A 15,690-nucleotide genomic window follows, 5' to 3' on the forward strand; every position below is an offset into this window, starting at 1 on the left:
CGTGAGTTATAAGAACAAGCCGAGAGCGACAGCATGGTTCGCCATCCACGCGTAATGTGAAATACGAGGAAAGGAATTTTTCGATGAGCGACTCCGTCTACCATCCGATGACCCCCGAGCTGGCGAAGATGCGCCGAGAACTCGTGCCCGAGACCTACGCGGCCTGGGACCAGTTCAGCAAGGCCGTCTTCGCCGAGGGCGCCCTGGACGAGAAGACGAAGCAGCTCATCGCGGTTGCCGTCGCGCACGTCACGCAGTGCCCGTACTGCATCAAGGGGCACACGAAGATCGCCGAGCGGAAGGGCGCGAGCCCACAGGAGATCATGGAGGCGATCTGGGTCGCCGCCGAGATGAGGGCGGGCGGTGCGTTCGCCCACTCCGCGATCTCGCTCGGCGAGCTGTCGGAGCACGAACACACCCACTGACCCTTGCGCGTCACTCGAATTAATGTTCGAATGACAGGATGCGGTGGAGCGGCCAGGAGATCAACGCGGAAGCAGCGGATGCCCTGCCCGGCCTCGCGCGCCTGAACAACCTCGTCCGCACGGTGCAGACCCCCGAGTTCGACGGGGTGACCTTCTACGAGGTGCTCGCCAAGAGCGCGCTCAACCACGTGCCCGGCCAGAGCGCGATGCCGTTCGGCTGGACCATCAACCCCATGCGCGGCTGCCTGCACCGGTGCGTGTACTGCTTCGCCCGTCCGACCCACCGGTACCTCGACCTCGACGCGGGCAGGGATTTCGACACGCAGATCATCGTCAAGGTGAACGTGGCCGAGGTGCTCGCGAAAGAAGTGTCGAGGCCGACGTGGGGGCGGCATCCGGTCGCGCTCGGGACCAACACCGACCCCTACCAGCGCGCCGAGGGCCGCTACCGGCTCATGCCGGGGATCATCGCGGCGCTCGCCGGCTCCGGTACCCCGCTGTCGATCCTCACCAAGGGCACGCTCCTCCGGCGCGACCTGCCGCTGCTCAAGGAGGCGAGCGAGCACGTGCCGGTCGACCTCGCGATGTCGATCGCCGTCTACGACGAGGAACTGCAGCAGTCGATCGAGCCGGGAACCCCGAGCGCGAAGGCGCGGCTCGCTACTGTGACCGCGGTGCGCGAGGCCGGGCTGAACTGCTCGGTCTTCCTCATGCCGATCCTCCCGTACCTCACCGACTCGCGCGAGCACCTCGAGCTCGCGCTGCGGCAGGCGAAGGATGCCGGGGCCGGCTCGGTCCTTTACACCGCGCTTCACCTGCGGCCGTTCGTGAAGGAGTGGTTCATGCTCTGGCTGGAGCGGGAGCACCCGGAGCTCGTCGGGCGCTACCAGCAGTTGTATGGGGACAAGGCCTACGCGCCCTCCGGCTATCGCAAATGGCTGGCCGCACGCATCAAGCCGCTCATTCGGCGGTACGGGCTCGAGCGAGGCCGGGAAGATCCGGCGACGGGCGGCGTGCGCTCGAGCACGCTCGGCCGGCTGCGCAACGCCGAAGGGGAGCGCCCGCCCGGTGCCGGCTCGCCCGGTGTGGGCTCACTCATCGCCGAGGAGCTGCCTCCGGCGATGGCGGCACGGATGTCGTCGCCGACCCTGTTCTGACCGAACGTCGTGCTGCGCCGGCCGCAAACGGCGGGAGGCCGTGAAGTTCATGGGAACTCCGGCCGCCGCCTGCCCTCCGGCGTAGCATCGGGACTACCCGGCACAGCGCACCACGTTGGGAGATGAGATCGATGGCACTGCAGTCACTGGACCAGGGAGCGCGGCCCGAGCAGGACGCCACCACTCCCTCCGCTGTGCCCGTCACCGGGCTGCTCACGACCCCGCCCGTCACCGTGACGATCGTTCGGGAGCGGATCCAGTACGGCGGTCGTATCTTCTACTGCACGCCGGAGATGGCCCGGATCTTCCTCAAGCACGCGCGCGACGTCATCGAAAGCGGGGAGGAGCAACTCGTCCCGCTCCTGCACAGCGGCGGCATCGACCTGCTGCTCGTATCCCGTGCGACGCCGTACACGCTGCTCGATCCGCCCGAGACCTAGGGGCCTGCTGGGCGTTGCGGTCGGCGGTGCGCGAGACTGGACGGATGCGACTGCGCGAGCTCACCCCGTCCGATCTTCCGGCGATCACCGACCTCAACAACGCGGCGACGCCCGCAGTCCCTGTCATGACCGAGGAGGGGCTCGGTGCGGTCCTTGCGGCGAGCAGCGCCGGGTTCGCCGCGGTCGATGAGGATGAGGTGATCGGCTTCGTGATCGCGTTCGCGACGGGGTCCGACTACGCGAGCCCGAATTACCGCTACTTCGAGGAACGAGGCACCGACCACCTCTACGTCGACCGCATCGTCGTGGCGGAGAGCGCACGGGGTATGCGGGTCGGCCAGGCGCTTTACGAGCGCGTCGTCGAACTTGCGGTCGCCAACAGTCGTGTCGAGGTCACCTGCGAGGTCAACCTGGACCCGCCGAACCCCGGCTCGCTCGCCTTCCACGACCGCATGGGGTTCCGGGAGGTGGGCAGACAGCAGACCGACTACGCCACCGTCGCACTGCTCGCGCGACCCCTCAGCTGATCGTGGGGGACTGAGTCGGATCAGGCGGCGCGCCTGCGCGGCTTCTGCGTCTCCGCGCTCACCATCCAGGCGAACTGCTCGAGCTTCTCGATGATGACGTGCAGGATGTCTGCGGTCGTCGGATCCTCCTCGTCGACCGGGTCGTGCACCCTCCTGGCCGTGCCTGCGACGGCATGGAGGCGTTCGGTCACGAGGCTCACGACCTCTTTCGTGTCGACCTGGTCTGCGGGGAACTTCGCGAGCGTCGTCGTCTTCGTCACCGTCTCGGAACGGCCGTCCGGGAGCGCCTCGAGGGCACGCATCCGCTCGGCCACGACATCCGAGAGCTCGCGTGCGACGGCGATGATCTCATCGAGCTGCAGGTGCAGGTCGCGGAAATTCGACCCGACGACGTTCCAGTGGGCCTGCTTGCCCTGGATGCCCAGTTCGATGAGGTCGACGAGAACCGCCTGCAGATCGGCAGAGAGAGTTTTGCTTGCTTTCATGCTCGACACCATACGCGCGCAAGCTTGAGATCGACCATTACCTCCGCCCAGCCACGCGTACCTCCCCTCCTCCACAGGAAACGCGGAGGTTGGCCCTCCACAATTGATGACGGCGCGGGAACAGTGCGCGCTCGCCGGTGTGAGAATTCCGCAGGTGAGCAGTGCCATTGCCGTGAGGCCCGCAGAATCGGCCGCCCCAACCGAGCGCATTGATGCGCGTTTGTCCGAGTGTTCTGCTGCGACCGGCGAGTCGCCCTGCGGAGCAACGATCTGGAAGAACAACCACGTGCACGAGAAGACATCGCGGCTACCCGCGCGCGCTCCGAAGGCAGTCAGGAAGCCGAACCTTCCTGGCCTCAACGGCCGGTCCGTCCGCAACCTCAGCCAGGTGAAGGCCGTGCGGGTTGTGCGCCGGAACTTCCTCGCCTCCCTCGCCGCGCTCGGTGTCATGGTCACAGCGGGCGTCGCGGTGCCGGCCTACGCGCAATCCGTCGCCGAGTCGCAGATGCAGGGGCAGGTGCCGGAACCCCAGGTCGTGACGGTTGTCGCGGCCGGTCCGGACCTCGTCGTCGTGCGCGACTCCTACACGGTCGTCGCGCCACCACCACTTCGCTGGCCGGTCGACAGTCTCACGATCTCGAGCGGATTCGGTCCACGCACCTCGCCGTGTGCCGGGTGTTCCAGCTATCACCAGGGAGTCGACTTCGATCCGGGCTACGGCGTCCAGGTTCACGCCATCGCCGCCGGTGTCGTCGTCGAGACCAGCAACCCCTTCTACACGGAACTCGGCGTGCATGTGTCCATCGAGCACGTGATCGACGGCCAGAAGATCGTGAGCATCTACGGGCACATGCAGTACGGCACCATGTCGCTCAAGGTCGGCGATAGCGTCAAGGTCGGCCAGATCATCGGCCTCGTCGGCAGCACTGGTGCGAGCACCGGCCCGCACCTGCACTTCGAGATCCGGGTGGGCGGGACCGACGCGGTCAATCCCTACACCTGGATGCTCGCCCGCCTCGGCTAGGCATCCTGCAGCGCCCTCCGAGGCGCTACATTGATGACTGATGCCTCCCACCCCGCTTCCCACCGTCTCGATCGTCATCCCCGCCTACAACGAGGAGGCGTCGATTCGCGCCTGCGTGACTGCGGCCATCTTCCAGACCTCGCCGGCGAGCGAGATCATCGTCGTCGACAACAAGTCGACCGACGGCACGGCCGGGATCGTCGCAGCGATCCAACGGGAGCATCCGGACAGCCCGGTGCTGTACTTCCAGCAGAACGAGGAGCAGGGGCTCGTCCCCACGCGCAACTTCGGCCTCGACCGCGCCCAGGGCAACGTGATCGGCCGGATCGACGCCGACTCGGTCATCGAGCCGAACTGGGTCGAAGAGGTGCAGAAGGCCTTCGCGGACGAGGGTGTTGCCGCGGCGACCGGGCCGGTGCTCTACTACGACATGCCGTTGCGACGGTTCGGGCTCAAGGCGGATGACCAGGTGCGCCGCTTCATTCTGAAGCTCAGCCGCGACTACCACTTCCTGTTCGGCAGCAACATGGCCATCCGGCGCACCGCCTGGCTCGCCATCCGCGACCAGACCTGCCGTGACGAGGGCGACGAATTGCACGAGGACATCGACCTCTCCGTGCACCTGGCCCAGAACGACCTGACCGTCGCGTACGTGCCGACCATGGTCAGCGGGATGTCCGCCCGGCGCCTCGAGGACTCGCCGCGCGATTACGCCTACTACGTCCGGCGCTTCGAGCGCACCTACGCCCGACACGGGCTCATGAACCCGGTGCTGCGTGCGCCGATGTGGGTGTTCTTCGCGATCTACCCGCTCGGCAAGACGATCCGCGTCATCCGTCAGCGGCGTCTCGCGCGGGCAGCCTGACGGTTGTCGCCCCGCCCGGTTAGCCTGAGTGGGTGGGCAGGCAGGATGGCAGTACGCGGCAGGTGAGTGCTGCCTCCGTCGACAGTTCGACGGCCACGATCCTGCACGTCGACCTCGACGCGTTCTTCGCCTCGGTCGAACTCCTCGACCGGCCGGAACTCGCCGACAAGCCGGTCGTCGTCGCCCACGACTCTGCACGTTCGGTCGTGACGGCGGCGAACTATCCGGCGCGCAGGTTCGGCGTGCGCTCGGCCATCCCGCTCGCCCGGGCCCTGCAGTTGTGCCCGAGTGCGGTCGTGCTCGAACCGCATTTCGAGAAGTACCGCCACTACTCACGGCAGGTCATGGCGATCTTCGACGACATGACCCCCATCGTCGAACGACTCGGCATCGACGAGGCGTTCCTGGATGTCGCTGGCGCCCGCGGCGTGATCGGCTCGCCCGCCGAGGTGGCTGCCCTCATCCGGCAGCGGGTGCGCGACGAGACCGGGCTCGCCTGCTCGGTCGGCGCTGCCGCCACCAAGTTCGTCGCCAAGCTCGCGTCCGGCCTCGCGAAGCCGGACGGCCTGCTCGTGATCCCGAGAGCGGAGACCCTCGGGTTCCTGCACCCTCTGCCGGTGAGCGCGCTGTGGGGCGTCGGCGCCGTGACCGAGAAGTCGCTGCTGGGGCGTGGCCTTCACACGATCGGCGACATCGCCGAGACCCCGGTCGCGGTGCTGCGCCGCATCGTCGGGGAGGCTGGTGCGGCGAAGCTCCACGCGCTCGCAAACGGCATCGACCCACGGCGGGTGACACCGGACACGGTCGATAAGAGCGTCGGTCACGAGGTGACCTTCGAGGTCGACGTGTCGGAGCCGGGCGTGCTGCGTCGGGAACTGCTGCGCCAGGCCGACCAGGTGGCGAGGCGGCTGCGCGCATCCGGCGTCGAGGGTCGCACCGTCGTACTCAAGCTGCGCTACTCGGACTTCACGACCATCACGCGGTCGAGGACGCTCGCCGAGCCCACGGATGTCGGTCGCCGGATCGCGGAGGAGGTCCGGTCGCTCTACGACGCGCTCGGCGCGCATCCGCCGGTACGGCTCATCGGGGTGCGGATGGAGCAACTCGCCGTGAGCGGAGGCGCCCCACAGGGGCTCTGGGACGACGACGAGGACTGGCGGGACGCCGAGCGTGCGATCGATGGTGTGGGGGAGCGGTTCGGGCGGGATGCGGTGCGGCCGGCGTCGCTCCTGCGACCGGCCAGGGAGGTGGGTCCGTCCAAGCGACGACCGCATCTGCCGGACGCGGGTAGCGTTGACATATGACCACCGAACCTGGATCGAGCCCCGAAAACCCCCTCGACAACACGACCGACTGGGTCGCGAAGCAACTCAAGGAGTATGACAAGTCCGACGGGACTTCCTGGCCGACCCTTCGTGGTCGGCCGCTCATGCTGCTGACGACGAAGGGGGCGAAGTCGGGGGTGTGGCGCCGCACGGTGCTGCTTTACGGCGAGCACGATGGTCGCGTGATCCTCGTCGCGTCGAAGGGCGGGCATCCGCAGCATCCGGCCTGGTACGTCAATCTGCGGGAGAACCCCGAAGTTCGCGTGCAGGTGCATGAGCGCAAGTTCGCCGCGATCGCGAGGACGGCGACGGTGGAGGAGAAGCCAGAGCTCTGGGCGCTCATGGCCGAGATCTGGCCTTCCTACCTCGAATACCAGGAGAAGACCGACCGCGACATCCCGGTCGTCGTCCTCGACCCGCTCGGCTGAGGTTCAGGCGGCCGATTCAGGCGTTGCGGTTGAACTGCGGCACGACCTCGCGGGCGAGGAAATCGAGGTGGTCGAGGTCGTGCAGGTCCAGGACCTGGAAGTAGAAGCGCGTGAACCCCGCCTCGGCGAGCGCGCCGACCTGGTCGACGATCTCGGATGCCGTCCCGACGAAACTGCCGTCCCGCATCCGGTCGAGGTCGCGACCGATCGCGGTCGCACGCCTCTCGGCATCCGCTGTCGTGGTGCCGCCGGCGACCGTGCCCGCCGTGGACATGATGAGGGTCGAGGGATCGCGACCGAGATCCTCGCACGCCGCACGAACGCGGGCCATCCGGGGCGCCATCTCCGAGAACGAGGCGAACCCGGTGTTGTATTCGGTCGCGAAGCGGGCGGCGAGCGCCGGCGTCTTCTTCGCGCCGCCACCGCCCACGATGACCGGCATGGGCGACTGCACGGGCTTCGGCAGGGCGGGGGAGTCGACGAGCGTGTAGTGCTCGCCGGCGAAGTGGTAGCGCTCGCCGACCGGGGTCGACCAGAAGCCGGTCACGATCTCGAGCTGCTCCTCGAGCATGCCGAACCTCTTGTCGGGGAACGGGATGCCATACGCCCGGTGCTCCTTCTCGAACCAGCCGGCGCCGAGGCCGAGCTCGGCCCGCCCGCCCGACATGGCATCCACCTGGGCGACCTGGATCGCGAGAATGCCGGGGTGGCGGTAGGTGACGCTCGAGACGAGCGTGCCGAGCCGGATGCGATCGGTCTCGCGCGCGAGGCCGGCGAGGCTCGTCCAGGCATCCGAAGGGCCGGGGAGGCCGTCGCCCTCGCCCATCCGGAGGTAGTGGTCGCTGCGGAAGAAGGCGTCGAATCCGAGACGTTCGCTCGCCTGGGCGACGGCGAGCAGATCCTCGTAGCTGGCGCCCTGTTGCGGCTCGGTGAAGATGCGAAAGTCCATGTCCCCAGCCTGCCATGGCTATACTCAGAGGCGAACACGGGAGTCCGGTGAGCCGGGCTGAGAGGAAGCTGATCGAAGCTTCGACCGTCGAACCTGATCTGGATCATGCCAGCGCAGGGAGGACCATTCTCAACATCCCGTGCCATTTCCTCGAGTGAAAGGGCACGAAAAGTGACCAAGACAACAACATCCACCCCGACCCGCAATCTCAAGTGGCGCGTCGTCGACATCGTCGTGGCCAGCGTGATCGGCGTCGCCAGCGGCGCGATCTTCCTCGTCTGGAACGTCGCATCCGGGCCGCTTACCGACCCGCTCAAGCTCCTTCTGCCGGGTCTGCAGGCCCTCGGTGGCGGCTTCTGGCTGTTCGCCGGCGTGCTCACCGGGCTCGTGATCCGCAAGCCAGGTGCTGCGCTCTACGGTGAGCTGGTTGCCGCCGCTGTCTCCGCGCTCGTCGGAAACCAGTGGGGGCCGACGACCCTCGTGAGCGGACTGACCCAGGGGCTCGGCGCCGAGCTCGTGTTCCTCGTCTTCCTCTACGCGAACTGGCGGGTCTGGGTCGCGATCCTCGCCGGAGCCGTGGCAGGCCTGGCGATGGCGGTCACCGACCTTCTCATCTGGTACCCGGGCGCGGCCACCCTGTTCATGACGGTGTACACGATCTCCGGGATCGTCTCCGGTGCCGTCATCGCAGGCTTCCTCTCCTGGCTTGCGGTGCGCGGGCTTGCGAAGACGGGCGCGCTGGACCGATTCGCCTCCGGCCGCGAGACGACCGCACGCGTCTGACGATGACCGAGGGTTCGCCGGCCTCACCCGCGCGCGTGAGCGCCAGCGGATGGGGCTGGCGGCACGCTTCCCGTGAACGCTGGGCGGTGCGCGACCTCGATCTCACGATCGAGCCGGGGGAGCGCGTGTTGCTGCTCGGGGCATCCGGCGCGGGCAAGTCGACCCTGTTGCAGGCGCTCGCGGGCGTGCTCGGCGGAGACGAGGAGGGCGAGTCGTCCGGTGGGCTCCTCGTCGACGGAGCAGCGCCGACCCGGACGCGCGGTCGTGCCGGGCTCGTGCTGCAGGACCCGGACAGCCAGGTCATCCTCGCGAAGGTCGGCGACGATGTCGCTTTCGGGTGCGAGAACCTCGGTGTCCCGCGCGAGGAGACCTGGCGGCGGGTGCGCGAGGCGCTGGATGCCGTCGGCCTCGATGTAGCGCTCGACCGCTCGACCGCAGCGCTCTCCGGCGGTCAGAAGCAGCGGCTCGCGCTCGCCGGTGTGCTGGCGATGCGCCCCGGTCTGCTGCTGCTCGACGAGCCGACGGCGAATCTCGACCCGGCCGGGGTGATCGAGGTACGGTCCGCCGTGGAGCGAGTGCTCGAACGGACGGGCGCCACCCTGGTCGTCGTGGAGCACCGGGTCGACGTGTGGCTTCCCCTCGTCGATCGCGTGGTCGTGCTCTCGCCGGAGGGCGGACTGCTTGCCGACGGCGCACCGGATGCCGTGCTCCGGGCGCAGGGACGCTCGCTCGCCGAGGCGGGGGTCTGGGTGCCGGGCTTCCCCCCTCCGCTTCCGGCCCGTCGTCGCGCACCGGGGGCCGGGCTTCTTGCCGCACGCGAGCTGTCGGTCGGACGCGACACGGCCATCCGGGAGGGCATCGAGCTGACGGTGGCGGCCGGTACCGCGACCGCGATCACCGGGCCGAACGGTTCCGGCAAGACCACACTGGGCTTCACCTTCGCCGGGCTCCTGCCGCCGATCGCGGGGGAGGTCGAAGCGACCGGGGAACTGCGCGGTGCTGCGGGCGTGCACCCCATCCGCTGGAAATCGCGCGAACTGCTCACCCGCATCGGTACGGTGTTCCAGGAGCCGGAGCACCAGTTCCTCACGGCGACCGTGCGCGACGAGCTCGCGGTCGGGCCGCGTGCTCTGAAGCTCCCGGCCGCCGAGATTGCCGCGCGCGTCGATGAACTGCTGCAACGCCTGCGCCTCGACATGCTCGCCGCCGCCAACCCCTTCACCCTGTCCGGCGGCGAGAAGCGCCGATTGAGCGTGGCCACCGTGCTCGCGACGCGCCCGCGCATCCTCGTGCTCGACGAGCCGACCTTCGGACAGGATTCCCGGACCTGGGCGGAGCAGGTCGCGATCCTCGCCGAACTCGTCGACGATGGCGGGGCGATCGTCGCCTCGAGCCATGACCGGTTGTTCGTCGAGGCGCTCGCGGATGGCGAGGTGAGATTGTGAGCGTCGGGGATGAGGGGTCTCGGCAGGCGCGACCGGAGAAAGTGGCGCGACCGGAGAAAGTGGCGCGACCGGAGAAGAGCGCGACGCATCCGTTCGACCGTGTGAACCCGGTGTCGAAGCTCGGCGCCGCACTCCTGCTCGCAGCCTGCCTCGTGCTCACGATCGATTGGGTCTCGGCGAGCACGGCGCTCGTGCTCGAGCTCATGGCGATCCCCTTCCTCGGGGTGCGGCCGCGCGAGTTCTGGCTGCGCACGCTCCCCGTGTGGATCGCCGCACCTTTCACCGGGCTCACGATCCTGCTCTACGGCCAGGCGGCGGGAAACGTCTACTGGGAGTGGTTCGCCATCCGGATCAGCGACGGCTCGATCGACCTCGCGACCGCGACCGCCGTGCGTGTGCTCGCGATCGGGCTGCCCGCTGTCGTGCTCTTCATCACGGTGGATCCGACCGACCTCGCGGACGGCCTCGCCCAGGTGTGGCACCTGCCTGCCCGCTTCGTGGTCGGGGCGCTTGCGGCGCTGCGGCTCGTCGGGCTCTTCCTCGACGACTGGAAGTATCTCGAACTCGCCCGGCGGGCTCGCGGCGTCGGCGATACCGGGCGCATGCGCCGGATCCCGGGACAGGTGTTCGCTCTGCTCGTGCTCGCCATCCGACGGGGGAGCAAGCTTGCGACCGCGATGGAGGCGCGCGGGTTCGGTGGACCGACCCAGCGCACCTGGGCGCGCGATTCGCGGTTCGGATGGCGCGAGTGGGCGGTGCTGATTGCTGGTTTGATGGTGGGCATGATCGCGATCGCCGCCGCAGTGCTCACCGGCCACTGGAACTTCATTGTCGGCTGAACCTGCGCCGACCCCTCGGCGCCCCGACATCGTGCTCGTCGACGGTCGCAGCGGCTCCGGAAAGACCGAGCTCGCGCGCGCCATGGTCGCCCAGAAGCCCGAGTTGCAGCTCGTACGCATGGACGACCTCTACCCGGGCTGGGACGGGCTGGAGGCAGGCAGCCGGCACGTGCACGACTACGTGATCGCCGCATCCGTCCGGCGCTGGCAACGCTGGGACTGGGCGGATGGCGCCCCGGCCGAATGGCACGTTCTCGACCCGGCGCGGCCCGTACTGGTCGAAGGATGCGGCGCGCTGAGTCGTGCGAACCGTGCTCTCGCAGCCTGGGCGGTGTGGGTCGAGCTCGACGAGCCGACCCGCCGAGCCAGGGTGCGCGCGCGGGACGGCGACTCCTGGGCGGACCGCTGGGACGACTGGGCGGCCCAGGAGGAGGCGTTCATCGCCCGCGAGAACCCGCGTGAGCTCGCCGACACCGTGGTCGACGGGAACGAGATCTCCTGAGGCCGATCAGTCTCCGACGTTCCAGCGCTGGACGAACGGGCTGCCCTCGGGCCGCGTCTCGAGGCGTTCGCCCGCACATGTTACGGACATGTCCGCCCCGCTCGAGTCGGTCAGCGGCAGGTCCGTGGCCGGCAGATTCGTCACGACGCCCTCGATCTCGATCGTCAGCTCGAGCTGCACGTCGGTTTCCCAGTTGCTGAACTCGACCCGGTCGCTTGCGGCGTCCCAGGCCCAGTCGCCGTAAGCGGAACCGAACTGGCGGAGCTGGGTGATCGAGGTCGGAGCGTCGGCGGGCGCGACGGTCAGCTCGAAGGTGACGTCGACCGAGTTGGTTGCGAGCCCCTCCTCGGCGAGTTGAAGCTCCTGGGTGCCGAATCCGCTCACCGCGACGACGGGCATTCCGGTGTCCTGCATCTGGGTGAGGAGTTGCGCGGCCATGTCCTCGACATCCAGCTGCCAGGTCTTGTCGATGAGGCAGCCGGTGTCGGATGCCGGGGAGTCGGCTGCCGGTGCGTCGGCTCCCGGTTCGGAGCCCTCCGACTCGCCTGGAGCGGTCGTTGCACATCCGGCGAGGGCGAACAGCGCCAGGATCGGTGCGACGAGAAGGGTTGTGGAGCGTCGTGCGGTCATGGTGTGTCCCCGTTCCGGAGCAGGTGCTCCTACCTGTGCGACGAATCGGGGTGCAGTTCGGGTTGACATCAGCCCCAGCCGAGTTCGTGGAGTTGCGCGTCGTCGATCCCGTAGAAGTGGGCGATCTCGTGCACGAGGGTCACGTGGATCTGGTCCCTGAGCTCGCCGAGGTCGGCGCTCACGTCGAGCAGCGGCTCGCGGTAGAGGATGATGCGGTCGGGCAGTTCCCCGAAGCCGTACTGCCCGCGGTCGGTGAGGTTCACACCGTCATACAGGCCGAGCAGGTCGAGCGAGCCGTCCTCCGGCCGATCCTCGACGACGAACACCACGTTGTCGAGGCCGTCGACCATGTCGTCCGGCAGCAAATCGAGCTCGTCGACGACGAGTTGCTCGAAGGCTTCCGCATCGAGGTCGAGGTCAGCCATCGGCCGCCGCCGCATCCGGAGCAGTGGCATCCACGGCCTCCACGAGGGAGTTCTGAAGGAACCCGAGCCAGTCGTAGAGGTTCTGCAGGATCGCATCCTCACTCGGTGCTTGATCGTCCGATTCGATGCCGAGGCGGCTCGCGAGGGTGAGCCGGATGTCGGTGAGGCTGCGCAGCCAGGCGCCGGCCTGCTGCGGGTCGAGTCGCAGCACACCCGTTTCGATGCTGTCGGAGAGCGTCAGGATGAGCGTGTCGGCGTTCGCGAGCTTGCGCTCGATGAGGCCACCCGCGGTGAACCGGCGGAACTCGGCCGAGGCGGCCGGATCATCCGGGTAGGCGTCGGGGATGAGGCGCACGACTGCGGGGTCCATACCGTCCCCCTCGCGCAGGAGCGCGGTGAGCTGCGAAGCGAGGTTCTGCAGCAGGAGCGCCTCGTCCCGCTCGATTCCGGCGGTCACCGCGCCGTCGTCCGCGCGCTCGAAGGGCTTCACGCATCCGCCTTACCGAGCGTCGCCCAGAGCCCGTAGTCGTGCATCGCCTCGACGTGACGCTCCATCTCTTCGCGAGGCCCCGTCGCGACGACGGCGCGCCCCGTGAGGTGCACCTGCAGCATGAGACGCTCGGCCTCGGCGGGCGTATAGCCGAAGTAACTGCGGAAGACGTACGAGACGTACGACATGAGATTCACCGGGTCGTTGAGCACGATCGTGACCCAGGGCACATCGAGGGCGCTGCGCTCGCGCACGCGCGTCTGCTCGATGGTGTCCGCCATGCTCCCAGCCTAGGGTCGACGGACCGCCGGTTCCGCCCGGGAGGGCTCGAGGATCGCGAATGTGCCTCGTTCGGACGAGTGTTTGCGCCTCGGCGGGCACATTCGTCCGAACGAGGCACGTTCGTCGCGTGAGTGAGTGAAATTGGGGTGATCGACGGGACTCGAACCCGCGGCATCCGGCACCACAAGCCAGCGCTCTACCAACTGAGCTACGACCACCATGTACCGGGAGACAAGCTCCGGCAACGACTCACCATCTTATTACAGTCGTGCCGCGAAGTTCTCCACCACGGATGCGGAAACCACCTGAACCTCGTCGGTCGTCGGCCCGGGGTCGGGGACGATCGCTGTGCGGCGATAGTACTCGAGCTCACGGATCGATTCGAGGATGTCGGCCAGGGCGCGGTGTCCGCCGTCCTTCACCGGCGCGTTGAAGTAGACGCGCGGCAGCCAGCGTCGCACGAGTTCCTTGATCGAGGAGACGTCGACGTTGCGATAGTGCAGGTGGGCGTCGACGCGCGGCATGTAGCGGGCGAGGAAGGCTCGGTCGGTTCCGATCGTGTTACCCGCGAGCGGGGCCTGCTGTGCGACCGGCACGAAGCGACGGATGTAGTCGAGCACGGCATCCTGCGCCTCGTCGAGGCTCACGCCGTCGGGGATCGCCTCGAGCAGTCCTGAGTTCGCGTGCATGTCGCGCACGAACTCGCCCATGTTGTCCAGCGCGGACTGATCTGGCTTGATGACGATGTCGAAGCCGGGGTCGAGGATGGCAAGGTCGAAGTCGGTGATGACGACGGCGACCTCGACGAGTTGGTCGGTGCTGACATCGAGACCCGTCATCTCGCAGTCGATCCAGACGAGTCGATCGTTGCCGTTTGCCATTGCTGCAGTCTATCGCCGGGCGCCGACGCGCCGGTCAGGCGGCGTCGCCGATGCCGATGGCCTCTGCCTCGAGGGCGAGCGGCGCGGGACCCGAGTCGACGCGACGGAGGAACCTGCGGCCCGCGATGACGACGACCGTCGCGAGCAGGATCGAACCGGCCGCGAAGAAGTAGGGGGTTGAGGGGAGGAAGAGCACGGCTAGCTCAGTCGCGATGGGCGGGGCGACCGCTCCGCCGAGGAACCGGACCGCCGAGTAGGCGGAGGAGGCGACGCTGCGCGGCAGGTCGGTGGCCTCCATGACCGACTCCGTGAACACCGTGTTGAGGATGCCGAGCAGCAACCCGCCGACGATGACCGCGATGACCAGGCCGAGCTGCGAGGCGATGAAGAACCCGGCGGCGAGCAGGTCGAGCGCGAGCAGTGGCAGCACGACCGCGAGGACCGTGGTCCGGCGGAGTGCGGCGGTGAGGAGTGGTGCCACCCACACCGAGGTCACGGCGACCGAGACGCCCCAGCCGAAGAAGACCAGGCCGAGGCCGATCGCGTTCATCCCGAGCGGGAAGGGCGTGTAGGCCAGGAGCACGAAGAACCCGATGTTGTAGAACACGGCGGCGAGTGCGAGCGTGCCGATCGCGGGGTTCAGCATCGCCCGGAAGGGTGCTGAGAGCTTCACCGGGATGCGCTCGACGGCATCCTCTTTGCCGAGCAGTACGACGATGGCGATGAATCCGATCGCCATGAGCACGGCGGTACCGAAGAACGGGCCGCGCCAGCTGATCGTGCCGAGCAGGCCTCCGAGCAGTGGACCGATCGCGATGCCGAGTCCGAGTGCGGCCTCGTAGAGGATGATGGCGGATGCGGTGCCGCCGCTCGCCGCGCCGACGATCGTCGCGAGGGCGGTGGAGATGAAGAGCGCATTGCCGAGACCCCATCCGGCGCGGAATCCGATGACGGCCTCGACGTCACCGCTCAGCGCCGCGGCGAGGGAGAACGCGACGATGAGCCCGAGCCCGATCAGGAGGGTGCGCTTTGCGCCGATGCGGCTGGAGACCCAGCTCGTGAACAGCATGGCGAGTCCGGTGATGAGCAGGTAGCTCGTGAACAGCAGCTCGGTCTCGGTCGGCGTCGCCTCGAGGTCGGCGGCGATCGCCGGGAGGATGGGGTCCACGAGGCCGATGCCCATGAACGCGATGACGCAGGCGAATCCGACCGCCCATACCTGCTTCGGCTGACGGAGGATGCTCTCGGTTTCGGTCCTGACGTGCGGCATCAGGCGGCTGCCCGTCCGGTCGCGGTCCTGGCTGTGAGGATGTCGACGGCCCGCGCGAGTGCGGCGAGGTCTGCGGCGGTGAGACCCGAGAACATCGGTTCGAGGGCCGCCGTCAGGGCGTTCCGCCAGTCGTCAAGCGCTCGCAGGCCGGCCGCCGTCACGGTGACGAGCCATGCTCGCGAGTCGTCGGCATCCGCGACCCGCTCGACGAGCCCCTCGTCGACCAGCTGGTGCACGACCTTCGTCATGGATGGCTGGGTCACCCGCGCGGCGGAGGCGAGCTCTCCGATCCGCAGCGGGCCGTCGGTCGAGAGGATCGAGAGGGTGTTCCACACGGCGGAGGGCGTCGTGTTCCCTGTGCTCCGGGCGGCGATGCGGGTGAGGCGGTGGGCCGCGACGATGAGGTCGGCCAGGAGTGGGGCGCTGCTGTTCACCGGGCAAGTATATAACCAAGCTATATAACCGGATGATGTGGATCGATAGTGAGAGTAATTGCTGGTGCGCAGGTCGGCCCGACG

The 15,690-nt window shown here is 68.2% G+C and carries 21 protein-coding genes, 1 tRNA gene and 1 riboswitch; of the genes, 12 read left to right on the forward strand and 10 right to left on the reverse strand.

Going from position 1 to position 15,690, the window contains the following annotated elements; genetic code table 11:
* Nucleotides 1-83 precede the first annotated feature (83 nt).
* The 4 genes from ABD678_RS07910 to ABD678_RS07925 all read left to right on the forward strand — a co-directional run bounded on the left by ABD678_RS07910 (nucleotide 84) and on the right by ABD678_RS07925 (nucleotide 2,549).
* Nucleotides 84-425, forward strand: coding sequence for a carboxymuconolactone decarboxylase family protein (locus ABD678_RS07910; RefSeq protein WP_344755452.1), 342 nt, complete (start codon nucleotides 84-86; stop codon nucleotides 423-425).
* 38 nt (nucleotides 426-463) lie between these two features.
* Entirely contained in the window at nucleotides 464-1,582 is a 1,119-nt protein-coding gene (locus ABD678_RS07915; protein ID WP_344755454.1) for an Rv2578c family radical SAM protein, read from the forward strand.
* Nucleotides 1,583-1,713: 131 nt separating this feature from the next.
* Complete coding sequence (locus ABD678_RS07920) at nucleotides 1,714-2,022, forward strand: hypothetical protein (protein ID WP_344755456.1); 309 nt, start codon at nucleotides 1,714-1,716, stop codon at nucleotides 2,020-2,022.
* 44 nt (nucleotides 2,023-2,066) lie between these two features.
* Nucleotides 2,067-2,549 carry a GNAT family N-acetyltransferase gene (locus ABD678_RS07925; RefSeq protein WP_344755458.1) on the forward strand — a complete coding sequence of 161 codons (483 nt, stop codon included), beginning with the start codon at nucleotides 2,067-2,069 and terminating at the stop codon, nucleotides 2,547-2,549.
* A 20-nt stretch (nucleotides 2,550-2,569) separates the two neighbouring features.
* Here the strand turns inward: ABD678_RS07925 and ABD678_RS07930 are convergent, their stop codons facing one another.
* Nucleotides 2,570-3,034, reverse strand: coding sequence for a Dps family protein (locus ABD678_RS07930; protein WP_344755460.1), 465 nt, complete (start codon nucleotides 3,032-3,034; stop codon nucleotides 2,570-2,572).
* A gap of 286 nt (nucleotides 3,035-3,320) precedes the next feature.
* Here ABD678_RS07930 and ABD678_RS07935 point away from each other — a divergent pair, with 286 nt between their 5' ends.
* The 4 genes from ABD678_RS07935 to ABD678_RS07950 are packed head-to-tail and all read left to right on the forward strand — an operon-like array spanning nucleotide 3,321 to nucleotide 6,676.
* Nucleotides 3,321-4,058, forward strand: coding sequence for a M23 family metallopeptidase (locus tag ABD678_RS07935; RefSeq protein ID WP_344755462.1), 738 nt, complete (start codon nucleotides 3,321-3,323; stop codon nucleotides 4,056-4,058).
* 40 nt (nucleotides 4,059-4,098) lie between these two features.
* Nucleotides 4,099-4,923 (forward strand): glycosyltransferase family 2 protein, encoded by an 825-nt coding sequence (locus ABD678_RS07940; protein WP_344755464.1) that lies wholly within the window; start codon nucleotides 4,099-4,101, stop codon nucleotides 4,921-4,923.
* Between the two features lie 32 nt (nucleotides 4,924-4,955).
* On the forward strand, nucleotides 4,956-6,227 hold the full coding sequence (gene dinB, locus ABD678_RS07945; protein WP_344755466.1) for a DNA polymerase IV: 1,272 nt from the start codon (nucleotides 4,956-4,958) through the stop codon (nucleotides 6,225-6,227).
* Entirely contained in the window at nucleotides 6,224-6,676 is a 453-nt protein-coding gene (locus ABD678_RS07950; protein ID WP_344755468.1) for a nitroreductase family deazaflavin-dependent oxidoreductase, read from the forward strand. The genes dinB and ABD678_RS07950 overlap by 4 nt, the downstream gene beginning before the upstream one ends.
* Before the next feature lie 16 nt (nucleotides 6,677-6,692).
* Here the strand turns inward: ABD678_RS07950 and ABD678_RS07955 are convergent, their stop codons facing one another.
* Nucleotides 6,693-7,625 (reverse strand): LLM class F420-dependent oxidoreductase, encoded by a 933-nt coding sequence (locus tag ABD678_RS07955; RefSeq protein ID WP_344755470.1) that lies wholly within the window; start codon nucleotides 7,623-7,625, stop codon nucleotides 6,693-6,695.
* A 26-nt stretch (nucleotides 7,626-7,651) separates the two neighbouring features.
* Nucleotides 7,652-7,762: riboswitch (TPP riboswitch) on the forward strand.
* Between the two features lie 34 nt (nucleotides 7,763-7,796).
* Here ABD678_RS07955 and ABD678_RS07960 point away from each other — a divergent pair.
* Genes ABD678_RS07960 through ABD678_RS07975 form a run of 4 tightly spaced genes read left to right on the forward strand, consistent with a single transcriptional unit; the run spans nucleotide 7,797 to nucleotide 11,194 of the window.
* Complete coding sequence (locus ABD678_RS07960; RefSeq protein WP_344755472.1) at nucleotides 7,797-8,408, forward strand: ECF transporter S component; 612 nt, start codon at nucleotides 7,797-7,799, stop codon at nucleotides 8,406-8,408.
* Nucleotides 8,409-8,410: 2 nt separating this feature from the next.
* Nucleotides 8,411-9,853, forward strand: coding sequence for an ABC transporter ATP-binding protein (locus ABD678_RS07965; RefSeq protein WP_344755474.1), 1,443 nt, complete (start codon nucleotides 8,411-8,413; stop codon nucleotides 9,851-9,853).
* Nucleotides 9,854-9,912: 59 nt separating this feature from the next.
* A complete protein-coding gene (locus ABD678_RS07970; protein WP_344755476.1) occupies nucleotides 9,913-10,692 on the forward strand; it encodes an energy-coupling factor transporter transmembrane component T family protein in 780 nt (259 codons plus the stop codon).
* Nucleotides 10,682-11,194, forward strand: coding sequence for a nucleoside/nucleotide kinase family protein (locus tag ABD678_RS07975; RefSeq protein WP_344755478.1), 513 nt, complete (start codon nucleotides 10,682-10,684; stop codon nucleotides 11,192-11,194). The genes ABD678_RS07970 and ABD678_RS07975 overlap by 11 nt, the downstream gene beginning before the upstream one ends.
* 6 nt (nucleotides 11,195-11,200) lie before the next feature.
* Here the strand turns inward: ABD678_RS07975 and ABD678_RS07980 are convergent, their stop codons facing one another.
* From ABD678_RS07980 to ABD678_RS08015, 8 genes are all read right to left on the reverse strand, one after another.
* Nucleotides 11,201-11,824, reverse strand: a complete 624-nt coding sequence (locus ABD678_RS07980; protein ID WP_344755480.1) for a hypothetical protein — start codon at nucleotides 11,822-11,824, stop codon at nucleotides 11,201-11,203.
* 68 nt (nucleotides 11,825-11,892) lie between these two features.
* Nucleotides 11,893-12,249, reverse strand: a complete 357-nt coding sequence (locus ABD678_RS07985) for a metallopeptidase family protein (protein ID WP_344755482.1) — start codon at nucleotides 12,247-12,249, stop codon at nucleotides 11,893-11,895.
* On the reverse strand, nucleotides 12,242-12,739 hold the full coding sequence (locus ABD678_RS07990; protein ID WP_344755484.1) for a DUF2017 domain-containing protein: 498 nt from the start codon (nucleotides 12,737-12,739) through the stop codon (nucleotides 12,242-12,244). The genes ABD678_RS07985 and ABD678_RS07990 overlap by 8 nt, the downstream gene beginning before the upstream one ends.
* A complete protein-coding gene (gene clpS, locus ABD678_RS07995; RefSeq protein WP_344755486.1) occupies nucleotides 12,736-13,020 on the reverse strand; it encodes an ATP-dependent Clp protease adapter ClpS in 285 nt (94 codons plus the stop codon). Before clpS ends, ABD678_RS07990 begins: the two co-directional genes overlap by 4 nt.
* Before the next feature lie 143 nt (nucleotides 13,021-13,163).
* Nucleotides 13,164-13,239: transfer RNA gene (locus ABD678_RS08000), tRNA-His, on the reverse strand.
* A gap of 42 nt (nucleotides 13,240-13,281) precedes the next feature.
* A complete protein-coding gene (orn, locus tag ABD678_RS08005) occupies nucleotides 13,282-13,902 on the reverse strand; it encodes an oligoribonuclease (protein WP_344755488.1) in 621 nt (206 codons plus the stop codon).
* A gap of 34 nt (nucleotides 13,903-13,936) precedes the next feature.
* Nucleotides 13,937-15,172: an MFS transporter gene (locus ABD678_RS08010; protein ID WP_344755490.1), complete on the reverse strand. Its 1,236-nt coding sequence runs from the start codon at nucleotides 15,170-15,172 to the stop codon at nucleotides 13,937-13,939.
* Nucleotides 15,172-15,606, reverse strand: a complete 435-nt coding sequence (locus ABD678_RS08015; RefSeq protein ID WP_344755492.1) for a MarR family winged helix-turn-helix transcriptional regulator — start codon at nucleotides 15,604-15,606, stop codon at nucleotides 15,172-15,174. The genes ABD678_RS08010 and ABD678_RS08015 overlap by 1 nt, the downstream gene beginning before the upstream one ends.
* Nucleotides 15,607-15,690: the final 84 nt, after the last annotated feature.

The organism is Leifsonella bigeumensis (assembly GCF_039537265.1).
Lineage (GTDB): Bacteria > Actinomycetota > Actinomycetes > Actinomycetales > Microbacteriaceae > Terrimesophilobacter > Terrimesophilobacter bigeumensis.

Bases quoted from the DNA above. Each gene is read 5' to 3' on its own strand.
- ABD678_RS07955 (WP_344755470.1), bottom strand. From the start codon at position 7,625: ATGGACTTTCGCATCTTCACCGAGCCGCAACAGGGCGCCAGCTACGAG.
- clpS (WP_344755486.1), bottom strand. From the start codon at position 13,020: ATGGCGGACACCATCGAGCAGACGCGCGTGCGCGAGCGCAGCGCCCTC.
- ABD678_RS07980 (WP_344755480.1), bottom strand. From the start codon at position 11,824: ATGACCGCACGACGCTCCACAACCCTTCTCGTCGCACCGATCCTGGCG.
- ABD678_RS07930 (WP_344755460.1), bottom strand. From the start codon at position 3,034: ATGAAAGCAAGCAAAACTCTCTCTGCCGATCTGCAGGCGGTTCTCGTC.
- orn (WP_344755488.1), bottom strand. From the start codon at position 13,902: ATGGCAAACGGCAACGATCGACTCGTCTGGATCGACTGCGAGATGACG.
- ABD678_RS08010 (WP_344755490.1), bottom strand. From the start codon at position 15,172: ATGCCGCACGTCAGGACCGAAACCGAGAGCATCCTCCGTCAGCCGAAG.
- ABD678_RS07985 (WP_344755482.1), bottom strand. From the start codon at position 12,249: ATGGCTGACCTCGACCTCGATGCGGAAGCCTTCGAGCAACTCGTCGTC.
- ABD678_RS07910 (WP_344755452.1), top strand. From the start codon at position 84: ATGAGCGACTCCGTCTACCATCCGATGACCCCCGAGCTGGCGAAGATG.
- ABD678_RS07920 (WP_344755456.1), top strand. From the start codon at position 1,714: ATGGCACTGCAGTCACTGGACCAGGGAGCGCGGCCCGAGCAGGACGCC.
- ABD678_RS07925 (WP_344755458.1), top strand. From the start codon at position 2,067: ATGCGACTGCGCGAGCTCACCCCGTCCGATCTTCCGGCGATCACCGAC.
- ABD678_RS07915 (WP_344755454.1), top strand. From the start codon at position 464: ATGCGGTGGAGCGGCCAGGAGATCAACGCGGAAGCAGCGGATGCCCTG.
- ABD678_RS07950 (WP_344755468.1), top strand. From the start codon at position 6,224: ATGACCACCGAACCTGGATCGAGCCCCGAAAACCCCCTCGACAACACG.
- ABD678_RS07940 (WP_344755464.1), top strand. From the start codon at position 4,099: ATGCCTCCCACCCCGCTTCCCACCGTCTCGATCGTCATCCCCGCCTAC.
- ABD678_RS07965 (WP_344755474.1), top strand. From the start codon at position 8,411: ATGACCGAGGGTTCGCCGGCCTCACCCGCGCGCGTGAGCGCCAGCGGA.